At 33.9% G+C, this 17,637-nt stretch carries 21 protein-coding genes; 3 read left to right on the forward strand and 18 right to left on the reverse strand.

Going from position 1 to position 17,637, the window contains the following annotated elements; all coding sequences use genetic code 11:
- Positions 1-63: 63 nt before the first annotated feature.
- The 16 genes from chrA to ACFEMA_RS01420 all read right to left on the reverse strand — a co-directional run bounded on the left by chrA (position 64) and on the right by ACFEMA_RS01420 (position 12,584).
- Positions 64-1,185 (reverse strand): chromate efflux transporter, encoded by a 1,122-nt coding sequence (gene chrA / locus ACFEMA_RS01345; RefSeq protein ID WP_411766158.1) that lies wholly within the window; start codon positions 1,183-1,185, stop codon positions 64-66.
- 62 nt (positions 1,186-1,247) lie between these two features.
- Positions 1,248-2,003 carry a DUF6090 family protein gene (locus ACFEMA_RS01350; RefSeq protein ID WP_411766159.1) on the reverse strand — a complete coding sequence of 252 codons (756 nt, stop codon included), beginning with the start codon at positions 2,001-2,003 and terminating at the stop codon, positions 1,248-1,250.
- Between the two features lie 34 nt (positions 2,004-2,037).
- Positions 2,038-2,586 (reverse strand): VOC family protein, encoded by a 549-nt coding sequence (locus ACFEMA_RS01355; RefSeq protein ID WP_411766160.1) that lies wholly within the window; start codon positions 2,584-2,586, stop codon positions 2,038-2,040.
- 12 nt (positions 2,587-2,598) lie between these two features.
- On the reverse strand, positions 2,599-2,994 hold the full coding sequence (locus ACFEMA_RS01360; RefSeq protein ID WP_411766161.1) for a VOC family protein: 396 nt from the start codon (positions 2,992-2,994) through the stop codon (positions 2,599-2,601).
- Positions 2,995-3,026: 32 nt separating this feature from the next.
- Positions 3,027-3,431 carry a helix-turn-helix domain-containing protein gene (locus ACFEMA_RS01365; RefSeq protein WP_411766162.1) on the reverse strand — a complete coding sequence of 135 codons (405 nt, stop codon included), beginning with the start codon at positions 3,429-3,431 and terminating at the stop codon, positions 3,027-3,029.
- Between the two features lie 200 nt (positions 3,432-3,631).
- The gene (locus tag ACFEMA_RS01370; RefSeq protein WP_411766163.1) at positions 3,632-4,018 is read right to left on the reverse strand and encodes a VOC family protein; all 387 of its coding nucleotides are present in this window, start codon (positions 4,016-4,018) and stop codon (positions 3,632-3,634) included.
- Positions 4,019-4,160: 142 nt separating this feature from the next.
- Complete coding sequence (locus ACFEMA_RS01375; RefSeq protein ID WP_411766164.1) at positions 4,161-4,916, reverse strand: DUF6090 family protein; 756 nt, start codon at positions 4,914-4,916, stop codon at positions 4,161-4,163.
- Between the two features lie 32 nt (positions 4,917-4,948).
- Entirely contained in the window at positions 4,949-5,365 is a 417-nt protein-coding gene (locus ACFEMA_RS01380; RefSeq protein WP_411766165.1) for a RidA family protein, read from the reverse strand.
- Positions 5,366-5,423: 58 nt separating this feature from the next.
- The gene (locus ACFEMA_RS01385; protein ID WP_411766166.1) at positions 5,424-6,215 is read right to left on the reverse strand and encodes a hypothetical protein; all 792 of its coding nucleotides are present in this window, start codon (positions 6,213-6,215) and stop codon (positions 5,424-5,426) included.
- A gap of 90 nt (positions 6,216-6,305) precedes the next feature.
- Positions 6,306-6,845 carry a pyridoxamine 5'-phosphate oxidase family protein gene (locus ACFEMA_RS01390; protein ID WP_411766167.1) on the reverse strand — a complete coding sequence of 180 codons (540 nt, stop codon included), beginning with the start codon at positions 6,843-6,845 and terminating at the stop codon, positions 6,306-6,308.
- A 15-nt stretch (positions 6,846-6,860) separates the two neighbouring features.
- On the reverse strand, positions 6,861-7,763 hold the full coding sequence (locus tag ACFEMA_RS01395) for a nuclear transport factor 2 family protein (RefSeq protein WP_411766168.1): 903 nt from the start codon (positions 7,761-7,763) through the stop codon (positions 6,861-6,863).
- Positions 7,764-7,899: 136 nt separating this feature from the next.
- Positions 7,900-8,568, reverse strand: coding sequence for a DUF4304 domain-containing protein (locus ACFEMA_RS01400; protein WP_411766169.1), 669 nt, complete (start codon positions 8,566-8,568; stop codon positions 7,900-7,902).
- Between the two features lie 94 nt (positions 8,569-8,662).
- Positions 8,663-9,349 (reverse strand): LysE family translocator, encoded by a 687-nt coding sequence (locus ACFEMA_RS01405; protein ID WP_411766170.1) that lies wholly within the window; start codon positions 9,347-9,349, stop codon positions 8,663-8,665.
- 298 nt (positions 9,350-9,647) lie between these two features.
- The gene (locus ACFEMA_RS01410) at positions 9,648-9,947 is read right to left on the reverse strand and encodes a YbjQ family protein (RefSeq protein WP_411766171.1); all 300 of its coding nucleotides are present in this window, start codon (positions 9,945-9,947) and stop codon (positions 9,648-9,650) included.
- Entirely contained in the window at positions 9,944-10,195 is a 252-nt protein-coding gene (locus tag ACFEMA_RS01415; RefSeq protein WP_411766172.1) for a hypothetical protein, read from the reverse strand. Before ACFEMA_RS01415 ends, ACFEMA_RS01410 begins: the two co-directional genes overlap by 4 nt.
- Before the next feature lie 157 nt (positions 10,196-10,352).
- Entirely contained in the window at positions 10,353-12,584 is a 2,232-nt protein-coding gene (locus ACFEMA_RS01420; protein ID WP_411766173.1) for a ribonuclease R family protein, read from the reverse strand.
- A 722-nt stretch (positions 12,585-13,306) separates the two neighbouring features.
- Between ACFEMA_RS01420 and rpiB the strand changes: the two genes are divergently transcribed.
- From rpiB to ACFEMA_RS01435, 3 genes are read left to right on the forward strand one after another with little or no spacing between them, the layout of a single operon-like run.
- Positions 13,307-13,741 carry a ribose 5-phosphate isomerase B gene (gene rpiB, locus ACFEMA_RS01425; protein WP_411766174.1) on the forward strand — a complete coding sequence of 145 codons (435 nt, stop codon included), beginning with the start codon at positions 13,307-13,309 and terminating at the stop codon, positions 13,739-13,741.
- A complete protein-coding gene (locus tag ACFEMA_RS01430; protein WP_411766175.1) occupies positions 13,742-14,653 on the forward strand; it encodes a cation diffusion facilitator family transporter in 912 nt (303 codons plus the stop codon).
- Between the two features lie 3 nt (positions 14,654-14,656).
- A complete protein-coding gene (locus tag ACFEMA_RS01435) occupies positions 14,657-15,103 on the forward strand; it encodes a GNAT family N-acetyltransferase (RefSeq protein WP_411766177.1) in 447 nt (148 codons plus the stop codon).
- Positions 15,104-15,109: 6 nt separating this feature from the next.
- Here the strand turns inward: ACFEMA_RS01435 and ACFEMA_RS01440 are convergent, their stop codons facing one another.
- The gene (locus tag ACFEMA_RS01440; protein ID WP_411766179.1) at positions 15,110-15,937 is read right to left on the reverse strand and encodes an OmpA family protein; all 828 of its coding nucleotides are present in this window, start codon (positions 15,935-15,937) and stop codon (positions 15,110-15,112) included.
- Between the two features lie 62 nt (positions 15,938-15,999).
- Entirely contained in the window at positions 16,000-17,634 is a 1,635-nt protein-coding gene (locus ACFEMA_RS01445; protein WP_411766180.1) for a S41 family peptidase, read from the reverse strand.
- Positions 17,635-17,637 lie beyond the last annotated feature (3 nt).

A 17,637-nucleotide genomic window follows, 5' to 3' on the forward strand; every position in this document is an offset into this window, starting at 1 on the left:
CGATTAAATTCAGCTATTCTTAAACCTAAAAGGTACTATACTATGTGTTTATGGGGCGTGCCGTTAAATAAACGTCAAAATATACCCAGCAATTGCTCCACCTAAAACGATAAATGCACTATTCAATTTTTTGAAAGCAAACACTACAATTAGACTTATTAACGCAATTACAATTGTCCTCCAATCCGTTAATGTATCTTTTGCCATCTCAACACAAACAGCTACGATTAAAGCCACTGCAGCGACATTTACAGCGTCTAAGATAGCGCCGATAATTTTTGATTTTCGCATTTTAGGTATTAATGGATTTAATAGTAATACAAATAAAAACGAAGGAAGAAAAATACCAAGAGTAGCTGCTATTGCGCCAGAAATACCGTTCATCTGCCAACCAATGAAAGTTGCAGTAGATAAGACGGGTCCTGGAGTTATTTGTCCAACAGCAACTGCATCGATTAATGCTTGTCGGGTCAGCCATCCGTTTGCAACCAATTCTGTATCGAGGAATGCAAACAACACATAACCACTTCCATAGAGGATTGCACCAACTTTTAGGAAGGTGAGAAATATTTTTAACGTTCCTATTTTTGAGGGGTCAACAACTTGGAAAAACAACAGGGGTATAATGCTTTTTAAAGTGCCTGTTTGTTTTTTAAAAAAATAAAGTGCTAATCCGAGCGTGCCACAACCAAAAAGCGCAATAATTTCATTGATTCCAAGTAAACAAGCTGCTAAGGTAATTATCCCTAAAATAGCAAGTTCGGTGGTTTTTATAGCTTTTTTACCCAATCGAAATGCTGCCATTACAATTATAGAAATGACTGCAGGTTTTATCCCATAAATAAACGGTTCTACATCTGGTAATTGGCCGTACTGTTGGTAAAGCCACGCAAAAACAGACGTGATAACCACTGCTGGGAAAATAAAACAAATGCCCGCTACAAAAAGACCTTTCCAGCCAGCACGCTCGTGCCCGCAATGCATGGTCATTTCTGTTGAATTGGGGCCTGGAATTAGATTGGTTGCTCCCACGAGGTCGAGAAAGTGTTCTTGTGTCATCCACTTTCTTTTTTTGACGACCTCATCTTCCATCATTGCTATATGGGCTGCGGGCCCACCAAAGGCTATGCTTCCTAGCTTGAAAAATAATTTAGCAATTTCTTTTAGCTTAGTGTTTTGGGACATTTTAATTCATTTGTATGAGCACAACATTCCAACGTAAAGTAAATATAAAATTTAAACCAGAGTTACTTTTTTAATTCCTCTTCGATTAAACTAATAATTGTGTTGGTGTCATTGATAAGGATTTGAAGTTTATCGATAGCGTCTATATTAATCCAATAATGAACAGCTGCATTATTTATGTATTCTGTTTTTTTGTCTCGTAGGTGATTAACTTGGTCCGATAGGTGTTGGTCTCCAAAAAGAAATGATGATGTTGGTTCAAATCTCATAATACTGTTATTATATGTAAATGGTGCATCATTAGGAAGCGCCCATTCTGTACCGATACTTATCCATTCTGCAACTTGCTTATGTTTAGCGTAATGTTTAACCAATTCGTCACGCAAGGACGTGTTTTGGATGTCCTTTAAATTGCCTGTGCTCGAAAGATCATCAAACGTTGATGTCGATGACACAAAAATTGGGTATATGCTTCCATATTTAAAATATTCATTGGCCGATTTTAAAAGGGTACTGTCATTTGTATGGGCGGTATTTAATGCGTTAGAAAGGTTTTCTATAGTTTCAATTCCTTTTTCTAAATCAGCAATATTGGTCTTAAACGTGTTGATATCTTCTTTGTTTTCAGATAAAAGGCGCTTTAAATATAGGGTTTCTTGCTTGGCAGATTTTCGGCTTTCATTGGCATTGTTGATTTGTAATGCGATTAAAATCCCTATAACGACTAGGATAATTTCTCCTACAGCGTAAAGAGAATATTTCGAAAACCGATTTTCTTTAATCATATTTTGGCGGATTTTACGAAAGAATTTTATCATTGTTCTCTGGTGTAGTATGCATAGGTCTTAGCTTTCACTTTAAATTCAATTGCCAAGACACCCCAAATTGGTCAATTATCCAACCAAACCTTTGGCTGAAACCATAGTTATTTAGTGGCATGGTTATAGTACCGTTTTTAGATAATTTTGAGAACAGTATTTCAAGTTCACTTAGGCTTTTACACTCAACGAAGTTAGAAACGGCGGGAGTAAAACCCCATTGGTGTATCGGTGGGCTATCGCTACACATAAACTGGCTTCCGTTTAAATTAAATGTAGCATGCATAATTCTTCCTTCTTCACCAGGCCCTTCTTTTCCCCATCGCTGTAAGTTTAAAATCCTTGAGTTTTCGAATATCTCCACATAAAAATTCATGGCGTTTTCTGCATTATTATCCTGAAATGTCAAAAATGTCGCAATGTCTTCTTTTGTGTCTTTTGATGGTTCTATTATTGAATTTTTTAAGCTATCAAGTTCAGCTCGTAAAGTATTTAGTTCTTCATTAGTATCATTGTTGGTTTTAACCTCGGAACAGCTCGATACAACAAAGGTTATGATAAGTAACTGTATAATTCTATTCATTTTCTAAGGTTTTTATAGTGTTTCGACAATTTGAATATTATTTCCACAAGTGTCGTTAAAAACTGCAAACTTTACGGTTCCCATTTCAGTAGGTTTTACACTAAAGGCAACACCAAGTTTTGTTAATCTTTCATATTCGGCATCAACATTGTCAACATCAAATTGTGTGTATGGAAACCCGGCCTCCATCAACGCGTCTTGATAAACCTTACATGGCTCAAAATGGTTTGGTGCTGGCTCTAATAATAATTCGGGGCCATCTTGCCATTCTGCTGAAACCAAGGTTAACCATCGGTTTCCTCCTCCTAATGGCGCATCTTTCTTTTTTAAGAAGCCTAGTTTTTCGGTATAAAACTGTAGTGCTTTTTCTTGATCTCTGACTGGTATGCTAATAAGTGTGACTTTCATGTTCGGTTTGTTTTTAATTCTCTTTCCAAAGTTCAGAACTTTGAACCTAATTTGCTTCTCGAAAGTTGCTCTTTTTTAAATACACTTGGCGATAGGCCTGTTTTAGATTTGAACAATTTACTGAACGATCCTAAACTTTCAAACCCAACAGCAAAACAAGTTTCGGTTACCGACATTCCTTTTGCTAAATTTTCTTTTGACTTCTCAATGCGTTTGTCCATTAAGTATTGTCTTGGCGTTAGTCCATAATACCTCTTAAATAGCCTTAGTAAATGATATTTTGATGTAAATCGAATATGGGATAGAAAATCTAAATTGAGTTTTGTATCAAAATTATTATCAATACACCTTTTTGTAGCAATCACAGTCTCTATTTGACCGTCATTTGAAAAACAAGTGCTTCTTATTTGTTTTATTTTTGATTGATAGTATGTCATTTAGATAGTTTCAAATCGTCATCAAGCTTTACTAGTGTCTTGTTTCCGAGATTTGCTACAGAAAATTGATAATGATTTTCTATTCTAACTGAAAGATAGTAAATTGTAATGAATCCGATTAGGACATGAGCAAAGTGAACTCGCATTAGCAATTCAGTTGTAGAGTATGTTGTAAAGCAATTTTCTAATATAAATTAACCTTATTGGTAATCATCATTTATTTCAATCCAATATCCGTCAGGGTCTTTAAAGTAAACTTGTTTAATGCCGTCTTTTCGAATATAATCTTTGTTTGGTGTGTCTAGCCAATCAGAGTAGGAAATGCCTAATTCTTTTAAAGACCCAATAAAAGAATTAAAGTCAGGCGTTGACAACGCAAAATGAACAGCTTTATTAATCTTTACTTCAGAATTTGGACGAGGAATGAGGTGAAGCTGTTTACCCTCACCAATGGACAACCATCTGGTTTTAGAATCTGAAGCAGTATTCTTAATTTCTCTGAATTGAAACACTCTTTGATAAAACTCAAAAGATTCGTCAACATCTTTTACAGAAAGTGCAATATGGTTGAATAAAAAAGTGCGCATTTTAAGTAACTAATTTAGCAAACCTGGCAGCAGGCAGGCAAGTACAAACCAATAAAATATCCAAAAGGGTTTTTCGCAAGCATTGGGTAACGAATAGCCCGTCAGAACGATTTATCGGGATGGTTAATTAATTGTTATGGGCTTATTGTTTTTTTAACGTAATTAATTCATTTTCTATTTCCTTTATTAAACTCTCCAAATCTTTTTCGAGTGATTCGTTTATGACGATGCTATAATTTCTTAAAGATATTAATTCTGAAAGCAAGTTCCTAAATGTATCATTGTCCAAAAGGTTTTGATAATTAGTGGGCTTAGCATATTCATCTTCGAAAACACTCCAATTTTCAGGAAAGTACTTTCTAAATAAGCTTGTATGCAAGGGGTATATCGCTGAACTCAATAATTGAGAGTCCCAAACCTCTACTTCAGACTCAATTACATCAAACTTTAAGTCATACATGGTTGTTATTTCTCTGCGTAACTTTTTATTGGATATGATTTCAACTCCCTTAGCTTTTAGTTCTTCATAGGCAGAGGAAGAAAACTGTACTGTTGATGACCAGTAATAAGATCCTAAACACTGATCAAGACTAGGATTGTAGTCTTTTCTATTATCTAAAAAATCTAAGATCTTAAAGATACACGCTTGCCATCGTTTATCATCCTCAATTGCTATCCTTACTTCTTTCTTTGACTTTATAAGGTTTTCTTTTATTTCTTCTAAAATGGTAATTTCATAAGCCTTTTGTTTTCGGTGCCCATTCCAATTATTAATAGACAAAGCGATTAGAATCCCAATTACAACAAGTACTATTTCACCAATGGCATATAGGAGATATTTTCTGAATTTATTTTCAGATAAGAACCGGTGTCGAATCTTTCTAAAGAATTTTATCATTGGTTAGCCGTTTGGAATAGTTTTTCATTCAACTATTGTGCTCCAGTTATTTCGATTTCTAACTTCATTTCTGGCATTACTAATTGATTGATGCCAATTGCCGATTGGGTTGGACGAATTTTCGCTTCCTTTATCCAATTGGCATAGACTTCATAACTTTCTAAAAACCCTTCCATTTCAGTGGTAAAAAAGTTAATGTGCACAATATTCTTTCTAGTCATGCCTGCTTGCGTAAGCAATTTGTCAATTGCATCGAGAATAAATTCCATTTGTTTTCTTTGGTCACCTGGAAATTTAACACTTAAGCCCATTTCAGAGCTGTCATCTGAAACCAAAGAGGTTTGACCAGAAAATTTAATAATCTTATTAAATTCAGAAATAATTTCAGCTTGGTTCATTTCAAAACCAGCTCCCCAGTCATTTGTTGGATTAATTGCTTGTCTTTTCATAATCATTTGTTTTATTATTTGGTAATAGAATTATGCTCAACGGTGTTACAACTGCCTTTTATGATAGTTTAATTCCGATTTTTGCAGTTGCAAAAACTGTGTCATCAGATTTCTTTTCAGGATGTAATATAAGTCCTGTTCCTTCTTTTACATTCGCCAATGACTTGTCATTCCTAAAATCATAAGGTGATTCTCCATATTGATTGTAGGGTTCAACAGAAGTAAATAATTCGTTACAAAATTCTTGGTCAAAATACAATTCGCTTGTTAAATGTTCTTTGTTATTTACTAGCACTTTATAATGTATGTGGGGCACTCTTGGGTCGTACCAACCAGGAACTATGGTGGTAAATTCCGCATGTCCATTTAGATCCGTTTTTTGATAACCGCGCAGATAGGTAGATGTGTTACTTGGCTCAATATGTTCCTTCTTTCCAAATTCCATTTGTTTTGCAGATTCCCACATATTATGCCCTATTCCTTCTATATATCCACTATAGTTGCCATCAGCATCACATTGCCAAATTTCCACCACTGCATTTTCGATTGGGTTACAGCTTGGATAATCAACAATTTGAAATTTAAGGTTTAAGGTTTTTCCTTTTTTGCTGTCCCTTATATCAGTTCGCAAAGGTGACTTAAGGTAATATGGCCCTTCTGAAATAGGTGATGATAACACACAAATGTTATCATCGATATTAGGTGTTAACGTCATTTTTGGCTCGCTATCATTGTCTTGACGTACAATCCAAGTTAAAATTTTGCGTTTCCCTAGCCATGCGCTTAATCCAATAAGTCCAAGTACGGATAAGGTTCCTACTATAAATTTTCTTCTTGTGGTCTTTCCCATTTTGGTTGGTTTTTAGGTTGATGTGTAAAACGGTCAGTTACAATCGTCTGTTAAAGATTTATATGTTTTAATTTGCTATATATTGTTTTTTTAATCAAAAATCACTTTAGGAACTTCCCATGTTATTGGATCACCTTTTAGACCATATTTAAAACTAAACACCTCCATCCATTCTGGAACAACTTTGAGTAAAATAAAATCTTCGTTTTTGTTTGTATAGAAATTTTCCCACCCAACTTTCCATCTCTTATCTTTTTCTTTTTGATCGTTAACTATTTGTGCTATTCCATGAATCATAACATATCCTGAACCATCACTATCGAGATAATATAACGTCACTTTAGGGTCTTTTTTAATTTGAGTTATCTTTCTGCTTTTGGTGTTTGTACCAAACCATACCGTAAAATCACTTTCTGGAATAAAGGGCTCCATTGCCCTGACTCTAGGACGCCCCTCTTCATCTAGAGTAATTAGTGCGCAGGTCTTTGTTGAGGTCATTATTTCTCTTGCGGCCTTCATTCTTTTATGCCTTAGAGAATCTAAGTCTTCACTATTTTGACTGAAACTCAATAAAGGAATTAGTAGAACTAGTGCAAAAACTACATAGATGGGTTTATTGATGTTTCTCATTTTTTGAGTATTAGTTTATTCAATAGAGATGTTTGTTGCTTGTCTCGCAATCATTATCCATTGGTTGTTTTTATACATCCAAATATCTGTAAATCGCCTTTTTTCTGTAGTCCCAACTTTACCAGTTAAACCAGTCGGCATTACCGTTTCCAAACCCATTACAATTCCGATATTTTCAATAATTCTTATTTCGTCAATTTTCTGCTCATAAGAGGTATAGTCAATATATCCAAGTTTTAAAGCATCCATAGCTATATTTAAGTCAACCACAGTATTGCTCGGTGCATTAACAACTAAATCTTTGGCAAGTATTTTTCTAATTATGGTTGAATCTTTTTCAAGAATGCCTTGTACTTGAAGTTGTTCCATTTTTTTTATTTCGGCTACCGCAGAAGATGTATTTAAGTCGTCATTAGTCATAAATTCAGTCACTACAGCATTTTTTTTAGATTCCATTTCGCAAGTCCAACTATCTATCCACCATCTTCCATTTTCATAATGAAGTTGAATACTATTTAGTCCTTTACTATTGGACTCTGTTTTTGGGTCTGTTCGTATTTCAAATGCACTCCAAACTTGTGCTATATTTCCAAATTTGCTGACTCTTCTTTTAAGTTCCTTTTCGTAAAAATCCTCTTTTGGTGATAGCCCGATTGGTATGTATTCCGCTTCTAGAGTATGTGATTCGGTTTTTCCGTTTTCGTCTAGCCTTGTGATTACAGCATTTTCTGAATGAATATATTTATCCCTCTCAAATTCCCACGGGTCACTACTCGACCCTGAAACAACATCGTAATATGCATTTATTATTGCATCTATTGATTTTACATCTTTCGCGTATTTTTCTTCGTTCGTTTGTCCGAAAATTGAATTGAAAGCAAAAATTATGCTTATTGATGTTAGCGTTATTTTGTTCATATCGGTTGGTTTTAAAGGCCTCGTATAACCGTCAATTACGGGTTAATATGCGTTAATTTTCGGATTACCTAAGGCTTTAGCAATTCCGAGCGGATTCGGACATAGTCGAATCCGCCGTAATTGTAGTTATACATTATTATGCGCTGGTTTTTTTATTCAATTTTATATTCAATTGTTTTGCTAAATCGGCAACGTAATTCTTGTGTGGTTTTATATCCTCAACCGATTCGTAATATTCGTTGATAATTCGTTCTCCGTTTTTTCGGTCAATTCCCAATTCTATAATCGCACCGCAAAGTTTTTCTCTTGGCGAAAACTTTATTTCTTTTGATTCAGTCAATTCAGACACAATTTTTCTACGGTCATCAAATCGGTCAAACCAATTTTTCACGTCCGATTTTAATTTTTCGATTATAAATTCAGCTGTTTTTTTATAATCTGTTCCTAATGAAAACCAATATTCCTTTCCGCTTGCATAGTCATTTATTCTTTCTCGTATTTCACAATCATATTCCTGAATAAATGCTTTTGGTTTTTGGTTAAAAGTTAATTGATATAATTCAGGTACAAAAACCCCAATATTTACTGCAAAATTTCCATAAAGATTGGTTCTTATTCCAGGGATTTCAACAACACTCTCAAACTCATATTTAGCCATTTGAAAGTTTACAACCTGAATTATTCCATTTTCAAGAATTCTATTGTGGGTTCGTCCCTTTTTCTTAAATCCATTTACTTTTAATTCGGAATGAACTAATTTTTGGATTTCATCAAGTGTCTTTTTATAATCGATTTTGTTAGTCATTTTCTCAACTTACGTACGACTTGTCTATATGCTTATAAATATAACGCTTATCCGACATTATTGTCGAGATAAGAGCAACTTTATTACTTAATTATCAATTAGATATAGGGTTAATCCGCTCTATCTGTTCCTTACTTTTGTTGTACATTTCTGGGAAAAGTCCTTGGGTTAATAAGAGAATGCCAAAACCTAAAATTGCTAAAGCAACAATCTTTTTGGTTTTAAAAATACGGCGGGGAGTCAATTTTTTTCTAAGGCGTTTTGCTAAGGCAATTTTTATTAAGTCCGTAATAAAATAGGTGATGAGCATTGTGGTTATAAACAGTAATACGCCATTATCTGAATTGGTTAACGAATTGCCGATAACTATAAAACCCAGCCAACCTAAAAGCACGCCAATATTAACAAAATTGAGCAAAAAGCCTTTGATAAAGAGTTTACCATAGTCTTTCTTCGGCATCTTTACCTTGTTGTATTCGCGAAGTATGGATTTAAAGGATTTTGAGGCTTTTATAAAAGAAATGACCCCATAAACTATTAATAACATACCGCCAAAAACCAAAAAACTAGGGTCGTCCTTAATTTTACCGATAAGGTTATTGGTACTAAAAAAGGCTAAGGCTATAAAAACGATATCCGCAAAAATAACACCAAGATCGAAAATCACAGCAGACTTAAAACCTTTGGTAGCTCCGGTCTCTAATAGCACAAAAAATACCGGACCGATAGTAAAGGCTAAAATAATTCCGAAAGGTATGGCTGTTACTATATCATCGAACATGAACTAAAGGCGGTTTCAAACAAATGTAAGAAAAGTGTTGTTATTATAGAATAGGTGCTTCTATTTAAAAATCAAAACCCTTGAGCTAAACCACCATTTTAGTTGATATTCTTTGCCAGTTGAATATTCTTTAACTCTACGAATTGGTGTAAAACATAACCCAAATGCTACAATAAGAAGCACTTTTAACAATTGAATATCTGATTTTAAAAGATGCTGAAAGAAAATACTAGCTACGATAATACTTACCATAAAGCATACTATTGACATCAATATGGATTTTGAATTGGGAGACATGTTATGTAGCTACTTTTACTGCTGTGCCTGTTATTGATACTGTAAGAGACCCTGTTGAACCTATTTCTAAATCTACCTTAATACCAACGACTGCATTGGCTTTTAAATGTGCTGCATTGCTCTGTAATTGTTGAAACGCCTCTTCTTTAACTACGCTTACTTCTTTTTCTAGGGCATCGTACCATTTTTTCATGTTAAAGGTGAGTGTTCCTTTTTGGTAATTCATTGACACCCCAGATACAATACCTAGATAGTCAATAATTTTATGCCCTTCAATAGTGTTGGTTGTGGTTAATATCATAAGGATTTTGTTTTAAGATAAGCGTCCCATAACTCATGCGGGTTTTTTACTGAAAGATCTACATTTCCGCAAGAACCACATATTTGAGCTTTGAGTTCTCCTTTTTCAAACTTATTAAAAAAACGCTTATCCGTCTTTTGAATATAGACCGATAGGTCTTTTTTAGCATCTCCGTGACCACGGTCAACGACTCTTACATTGTCCATTATTTTATTAGACCCACAAATTCTACAAGTATCCGTTTTCATGACTAGTGTTTAATTATCAGTCCTAACTATTATAAGAATGTTACACATTTATACGCTTTGTCATTCCTGCGTAGGTATTAATCCACAATATAATGATACCGAAAACTTAAAAGATTCCTGCCTACGCAGGAATGACAGATTCTAGTAAACTATTATTTTAATTCTTAGAGGGCTTACCAATCAAATGAAAATCTAAATGTTTTTTAACTAAGTCAGTATCTTTAACCTTAACCACAACTTCATCACCTAACTGGTACATTTTTTTTTTCTTTTTACCAACTAAAGCATAATGGTCTTCATCAAAGTAATAATGATCGTCTTTCATATCCCTTACACTAACCATACCTTCGCATTTATTATCAATAATCTCCACATAAATTCCCCAATCAGTAACTCCAGAAATAACACCAAGGAATTCTTCATCCTGGTGATCTTGCATAAAACGAATCTGCATGTATTTAATAGAGTCGCGTTCTGCCTTGGTTGCTAAATATTCCATATCACTAGAATGCTTGCATTTTTCCTCGTAAATATCTTCATTAACTGAAGCACCTCCGTCTAAATAATGCTGTAATAATCGGTGTGCCATCACATCTGGATACCTCCGTATTGGTGAAGTAAAATGGCTATAATAATCGAACGCTAAACCGTAATGTCCAATATTTTGAGTGGTATATTCTGCTTTACTCATGGTCCTGATCGTTAAGGTATCTACCAAATTCTGTTCTTTTTTACCGACAACATCTTTTAAAAGATTGTTTAAAGAAGCAGACACACTGTTTCTGTCCTTAAAGTTGAGCTTATACCCAAAACGACTTACAACGTTCTGTAGAGCGGCTAATTTTGCGTCGTCTGGCTCGTCATGCACACGATAGACAAATGTTTTCTTTGGATTTTGCTTACCAATAAATTCAGCCACTTTTTTATTGGCTAATAACATAAACTCTTCAATAAGCTTATTAGCTTCTTTACTGGTCTTGAAATACACTCCTGTTGGATTTGCTTCTTCATCTAGATTGAATTTTACTTCAACCTTATCAAACGAAATAGCTCCAGATCGCATACGTTTTGAACGCATTTTTTTTGCGAGTCTATCTAAAACTAATACTGCTTCTGCAATTTCTGGTTTAGTGTTGTATTGTTTATCTGTTAGTGAAACTTCTTTAGGGATTGTTGTGTTTAATTGAGAATCATCTACGTTGCTCAATGTGACTTTTGGATTATTCTCGATAATTGCCTGCGCTTCTTCATACGCAAATCGTGCATCAGAATACGTCACTGTTCTACCAAACCATTGGTCTTTAATTTCGCACTTATCGTTCATTTTAAAGACTGCAGAAAAGGTATATTTTTCTTCATGCGGTCGTAACGAACAGGCTCCGTTAGATAGTATTTCTGGTAACATAGGCACTACCCTATCTACCAAATATACTGATGTTGCACGTTCATAAGCTTCTTCATCTAAAATAGTATTTGGCTGTAAATAATGCGAAACATCTGCGATGTGAATTCCTATTTCAAACAATCCATTGTCTAATACTTTAAAAGACAAGGCATCATCAAAATCTTTAGCATCTTTTGGGTCAATGGTAAAGGTGAGATCTTTACGCATATCGCGTCGCTTTGCAATTTCTTCTTTTGTAATTGAAGTATCAATTTTATTTGCAAACTCTTCAACTTCGTGAGGAAATTCAGCTGGTAATCCATAATCCGCTAAAATGGCATGTATCTCTGTACTGTGTTCTCCTGGCTTTCCTAAAACCTTTAAAACTTTTCCATAAGGGGAGTCCGCTTTATCTGGCCAATCTTCTAATTTTACTAATACCTTGTCTCCATCCTCTGCCTTTAAAGTTTTATTAATTGGAATAAAGATATCAGTGTACATTTTGTTATTATCAGCAACAAAAAAGGCATAATTTTTATGGATCTGGATGACTCCTACATAATCATTCTTAGCGCGCTTTAAGATATTGGTGATTTCACCTTCAAGCTTTCCGCGTTTTCTTCTTTTGTAAGCATAGAATTCTACTTCATCACCGTGCAGTGCTTTATTCATATTATTTGAAGCGATATATACATCATCCTCAAATTCATCACTAATTAGATACGCTGATCCTCTTGCGGACATATCTACAATACCTGTATGATAGTCTGCGGTTACAACAGCTTTAAATTTCCCACGTTCTACTTCTTCAATCTCTTCTTTTGCTTTTAGTTGTTGCAATTTTTTTATAATCTGGTTACGGCTACTGGCATCGTTAACACCAAGTTTAGCAGCAATTTGTTTATAGTTAAAGGATTTGTTTCGTTCTTTTTTTAAAATACTTAGAATTGTATTGGTAAGGTTAGAAATCTTTCTGTTAGATTTCTTTTTTTTCTTTCTTGTCATTCGTAATTGTAATCATATTCATTATCCTGCTTTTAAGTTAAATCGTCAACAGGAATTTGTTTTTAATACTCAGTAAATAGTGAAGTCTGTAACGCTGAGTTATTTACAAAACTACGGTTTTAAATTTTAATAGTACCATTTAAGTATTAATTAAAGATTAAATTTCAGTTATCCACAATTATATCATTATATACTTTTTTCTTTTATAAATTTTTAAAAATAATGATGGTTATTATAGTGTGTTAATAGTGCGCATAACTTTATAAGCTTCTTATTGCGTATGTGACTTACAGATTTCTATTAACACTATTTTATACATTTAATCCTTTGATAATTAATACTATTAAAGTAGTAATAAACAACTGTTGATAACCTCTATTAACCTCTATTTCTTAACAACTATTACAATTATTAATGTTTGTAATATTAAAATTTAACCTCATAACTTATCCAAAAAAAGAGACTAACTTTTTTGGTAGATATAAGTAAGTTTTTGCTTGGAAAAATAATTGAGATATAAAAATTAAAGTTCTAAGTAGTTGTGAACACTTATTAACATGTCATCAGACTTTCTATTAACCATTTTAATTATTTGTAAATTTACAGTGATTAAAATAACACCTGTCATTCTAAGTGAAACTAAGAATCTTTTAGTTTAAAGTATTGATCATTTATTATATAGATTCTTCACAGTGTTTAGAATGACACTATTAAAAAAAATTATGAAAATTTCAATAGGAAACGATCACGCCGGACCAGATTACAAAACCGCTATATTAAAGCATCTTAAATCTAAAGGAATTACAATAACTAATTATGGAACAGATTCTTTAGATAGTGTGGATTATCCAGATTTTGTCCACCCAGTAGCAAAGGATGTCAATGATGGAAAAGTAGATTTCGGAATTCTGATTTGTGGCAGCGCAAATGGCGTAGCAATGACAGCTAATAAATATCCTAATGTTAGAGCTGGTATTTGTTGGATGAAAGAAATCACAGAATTAACCCGCCAGCACAACAATGCTAATATCATTTGTATTCCTGCGCGTTATACAGCTATTCCACAAGCTATAAAAATGGTAGATATTTTTTTAGAAACTGAATTTGAAGGAGGTCGTCATCAAAACAGAGTCGATAAAATACCAATGTCTTGCTAAATGGGACATTCCCATAACCATTCCCACTCTCATCAGCAGCTAAACGGCAGAAATCTGCTGATATCTATATTACTTAATATACTAATAACAGTTGCACAAGTTATAGGTGGTATTGTATCCGGAAGTTTAGCTTTATTAAGTGATGCGCTTCATAATTTTAGTGATGTATTATCATTAGTTGTAAGTTATATTGCTAATAAGTTAGCAGGAAAACAAGCGTCTTTCAAAAAAACATTCGGGTATAAACGTGCGGAAATTTTAGCAGCTTTTATCAATGCCTCCACGTTAATTATTGTTGCTGTTTTATTGATTATTGAAGCTATAAAACGCTTTCAAAACCCACCAACGATCGATTCCCAACTTGTTATTTGGTTATCTATCATTGCTATTTTAGGTAATGGATTTAGTGTTTTGCTTTTAAAGAAAAATGCCAAGGATAATATGAATATGAAAAGTGCTTATCTGCACTTATTAACAGATATGATGGCTAGTGTGGCCGTATTACTTGGAGGGTTGTTAATGAAGTACTATCAAATATTTTGGGTAGATGCTGCTTTAACTTTAGCTATTGCCCTTTATTTAATTGTAATGGGTTATGATTTACTTAAAGACTCATATCGTGTACTAATGTTGTTTACACCAGAAGACATCAATATTGAAGCTATTGTAAATGATTTACACAACATAGAAAAAATAGAAAACGTCCATCACGTACATATTTGGCAACTGAATGAAGATGAAGTTCATTTTGAAGCGCATATTGATTTTTCAGAGGATATTAGCTTATCACAGTTTGATGGTATTTTAAATAAAATTGAAGACTTAGTATTCCATAAATATGATATTAATCACATCAACATTCAACCAGAATTTAATAAAGATGATGCTAAAGATGTGATTGTTCAAGATTGAATTATGCTAGAAATTAAAACAAAGTCATTTAACGAATTATCCACAACAGAACTTTACGATGTACTTCAATTAAGGTCCGAAGTATTTGTAGTGGAGCAAGATTGTGTGTATCAAGATATCGATGGTAAGGATAAAAAAGCCTTACACGTTTTGGGCTATAAAGCTTCAAAATTAGTTGCTTATACCAGAATTTTTAAACCAGGATATTACTTTAATGAAGCGAGTATTGGTAGGGTATTGGTAAAACAAACTGAACGACAACATCAATATGGTTACGAGATAATGAACGCTTCAATTTTAGCGATAAAAGACAATTATAAAACCGATGAGATTCGTATTTCGGCACAAACCTATTTAAAACGCTTTTATAACAATCTTAATTTTAAGGAAGTGGGAGAGGGGTACCTCGAAGATGGTATTCCACATATAAATATGATACTTAAGACATAAAAAAACTTACTTATCCAAAATTTTAGTGACCCTAATTTCAACACGCCTATCATTTTCGGGCAAGCCACCTAAAGGATAACGTCTTCTTAAACCTACGTAACGCATTCTGTCCTTATCAATACCTTTTGAAACAAAGTAGTCATAAATATATTTAGCTCTAGCAAAAGACAAGTTACGGATATTGGTTTTACGATCTATTGCATCTCTATCTCCGTTTGTACAACACACATGGCCTTCAATTGAAAAATAAACATCGGGGCGCTTTTGTAAAGCCTCAACAATATTGTCTAATTTACCCTTTGAGTCTTCAATTAAATAACTATAACCCGTTTGGAACAATAAATTTTCAAGTACAATTTTATCACCAACTTTAAGACGCTTACTTAATAGTTTATCAGTAGTGTTCTTACGAACAACCTTAGGTCTTGGGGGATCATAAGGAGCAACAATAATTTCAACCTTACGATTTAATCCACGGATTTTCTGAACATCATCTTCCTTAACAATCTTCAATAAAACCTCACCTTTTCCGTCTACATTGGTGATAAGAGATTCTGTAATTTCATTATTTGAAAAGACTTCTTTTATAGCATCTGCACGTTGTTGGGACAGTTTTAAATTATAGGAATCGCTTCCTCTATCGTCGCAAAAACCATAAATGGATATTTTCTCGATGTCAATACCTTCAATTTCTTGTAAAAAAAGGAGTAAACGATACCGTTCGGTTTCTACAATAGAATATTCGTCAGTTTCAAAATAAACGACATGCTTAACTTCTTTTTGAGCAAAGGAAGCTTGTAAAACAAGCATAAAAAATAGGGCGTACGCTTTCATTTTGCTATTAATCAGTTTTTGTTTTTTCAGCGCAAGAATGTCTAAATATAGCTATTTTTAGACTAATTAAGTATGTTTCTGTATTCTGTAGGGTTGTTCAGAATTTCTAAAGCTCTCTTTATTTCTGTATTGTTAGCTGTGTAATATTCATACAATCCTTCACTATAGAAATAGCGCTTAATAATTTCATCAGTCAATAACGACTTTAATTGTGCCTTATTAGCATCAATGGTTGAAGATTTATAATCGTCTAAAGCAGAAACCAAATTCGAATATTCTGAAGCTATGGTATTATTGAGTTGTTCGTCTTTTGCCACGGTAAGAGCCTCCTCAAAAGCCTGCTCTGTTTTGGTTTCAAAACTAAAATCATTGGTTTTTAAGTAAGATTTAAAACTATTAAATTCTGTGTCAGAGAATTGATAGGATTTTAAATCATCGACAGAGTTTTTATAATAGTAGTCCGTAGCAAAATTAAAAATTAGGTTTTCATCTTCAATTGCCTTTGAAATGGGAGTTTGTTTGGCGATTTCTATTTCTAGATCAGGTTGCACTCCACCACCATCAAAAACGGAACGCCCATTTCGGGTTTTGAATTCGTTATAATTTTCTCGTTTAGTTCTGGTCGCCTTTCCATTTTCATCTCTATTCCAATAATCCAGTGCTTGGATACACCTTCCTGAAGGTGTGTAGTATCTGGAAATAGTAATTTTCATCTGTGTTCCGTAGGTTAATGGTTTTGGACGCTGAACAAGGCCTTTTCCAAAACTACGGGCACCAACAACTACGGCTCTATCCATATCTTGTAAGGCACCAGAGACGATTTCGCTTGCTGAAGCACTTTTTCCGTCAATTAAAACAACGAGCGGAATTTCAGTATCTATTGGGTTGCGCTGTGTATAATAGGTTTTATTAAACTTCTTTATTCTCGATTTAGTAGTGACCACCAATTGTTCCTTAGGAACAAAAATATTGACGAGATTAACAGCTTCAGACAATAATCCGCCAGGGTTTCCTCGTAAATCCAACACTAGTTGTTTGGCGCCCTGTGCTTTTAATGAGTTAATGGCGTTGATGGTTTCTGTTGACGCTTTTCTTCCAAACTTTCTTAAAACCACGTAGCCCGTATCGTCATTTATCATGGAATAATGTGGTACATCGTGTATTTCTAAAGACTCTCTACTTAAGGTTGTCGTCATGGTTTTGCCTTGCCTTGTATACGTTAAAGTAAGCTCAGTACCAGCAGATCCCTGAAGAAGGTTTGCAGCATCATCTTTAAAGTCTGCCACAACAACATTATCCACTTTAATTATTGCGTCACCAGCTTTTAATCCAGCTTTATCGGCAGCGTAATTTTTATAGGGCTCAACAATGACCAACTTGTCTTTTAAGGTCAAAACTTTTGCCCCAATCCCAGTATAATCATTAGCATTGTTGATACGAGAAGATTCCACATCTTGCTCATTATAAAATTGAGTGTAAGGGTCTAGCTCATCTAACATACTTTTTATGGCAGTATCCATGAGATCTGCAGGGTTGGTTTCATCCACGTAGTTCATGTTTAACTCCTTAAACATGGTGGTGAAAATCTCGATTTGTTTTGCGATTTCGAAGAAATCGTTTTTAAAGGCTGTTGTGCTAACAAAAATTAAAACTGCTACAACAGGTAGAATTAATTTTTTTTGGAGGAATTTCTTCATGAC

The sequence above is a fragment of the Winogradskyella sp. A3E31 genome (genome assembly GCF_046720935.1).
Taxonomy (GTDB): Bacteria; Bacteroidota; Bacteroidia; order Flavobacteriales; family Flavobacteriaceae; genus Winogradskyella.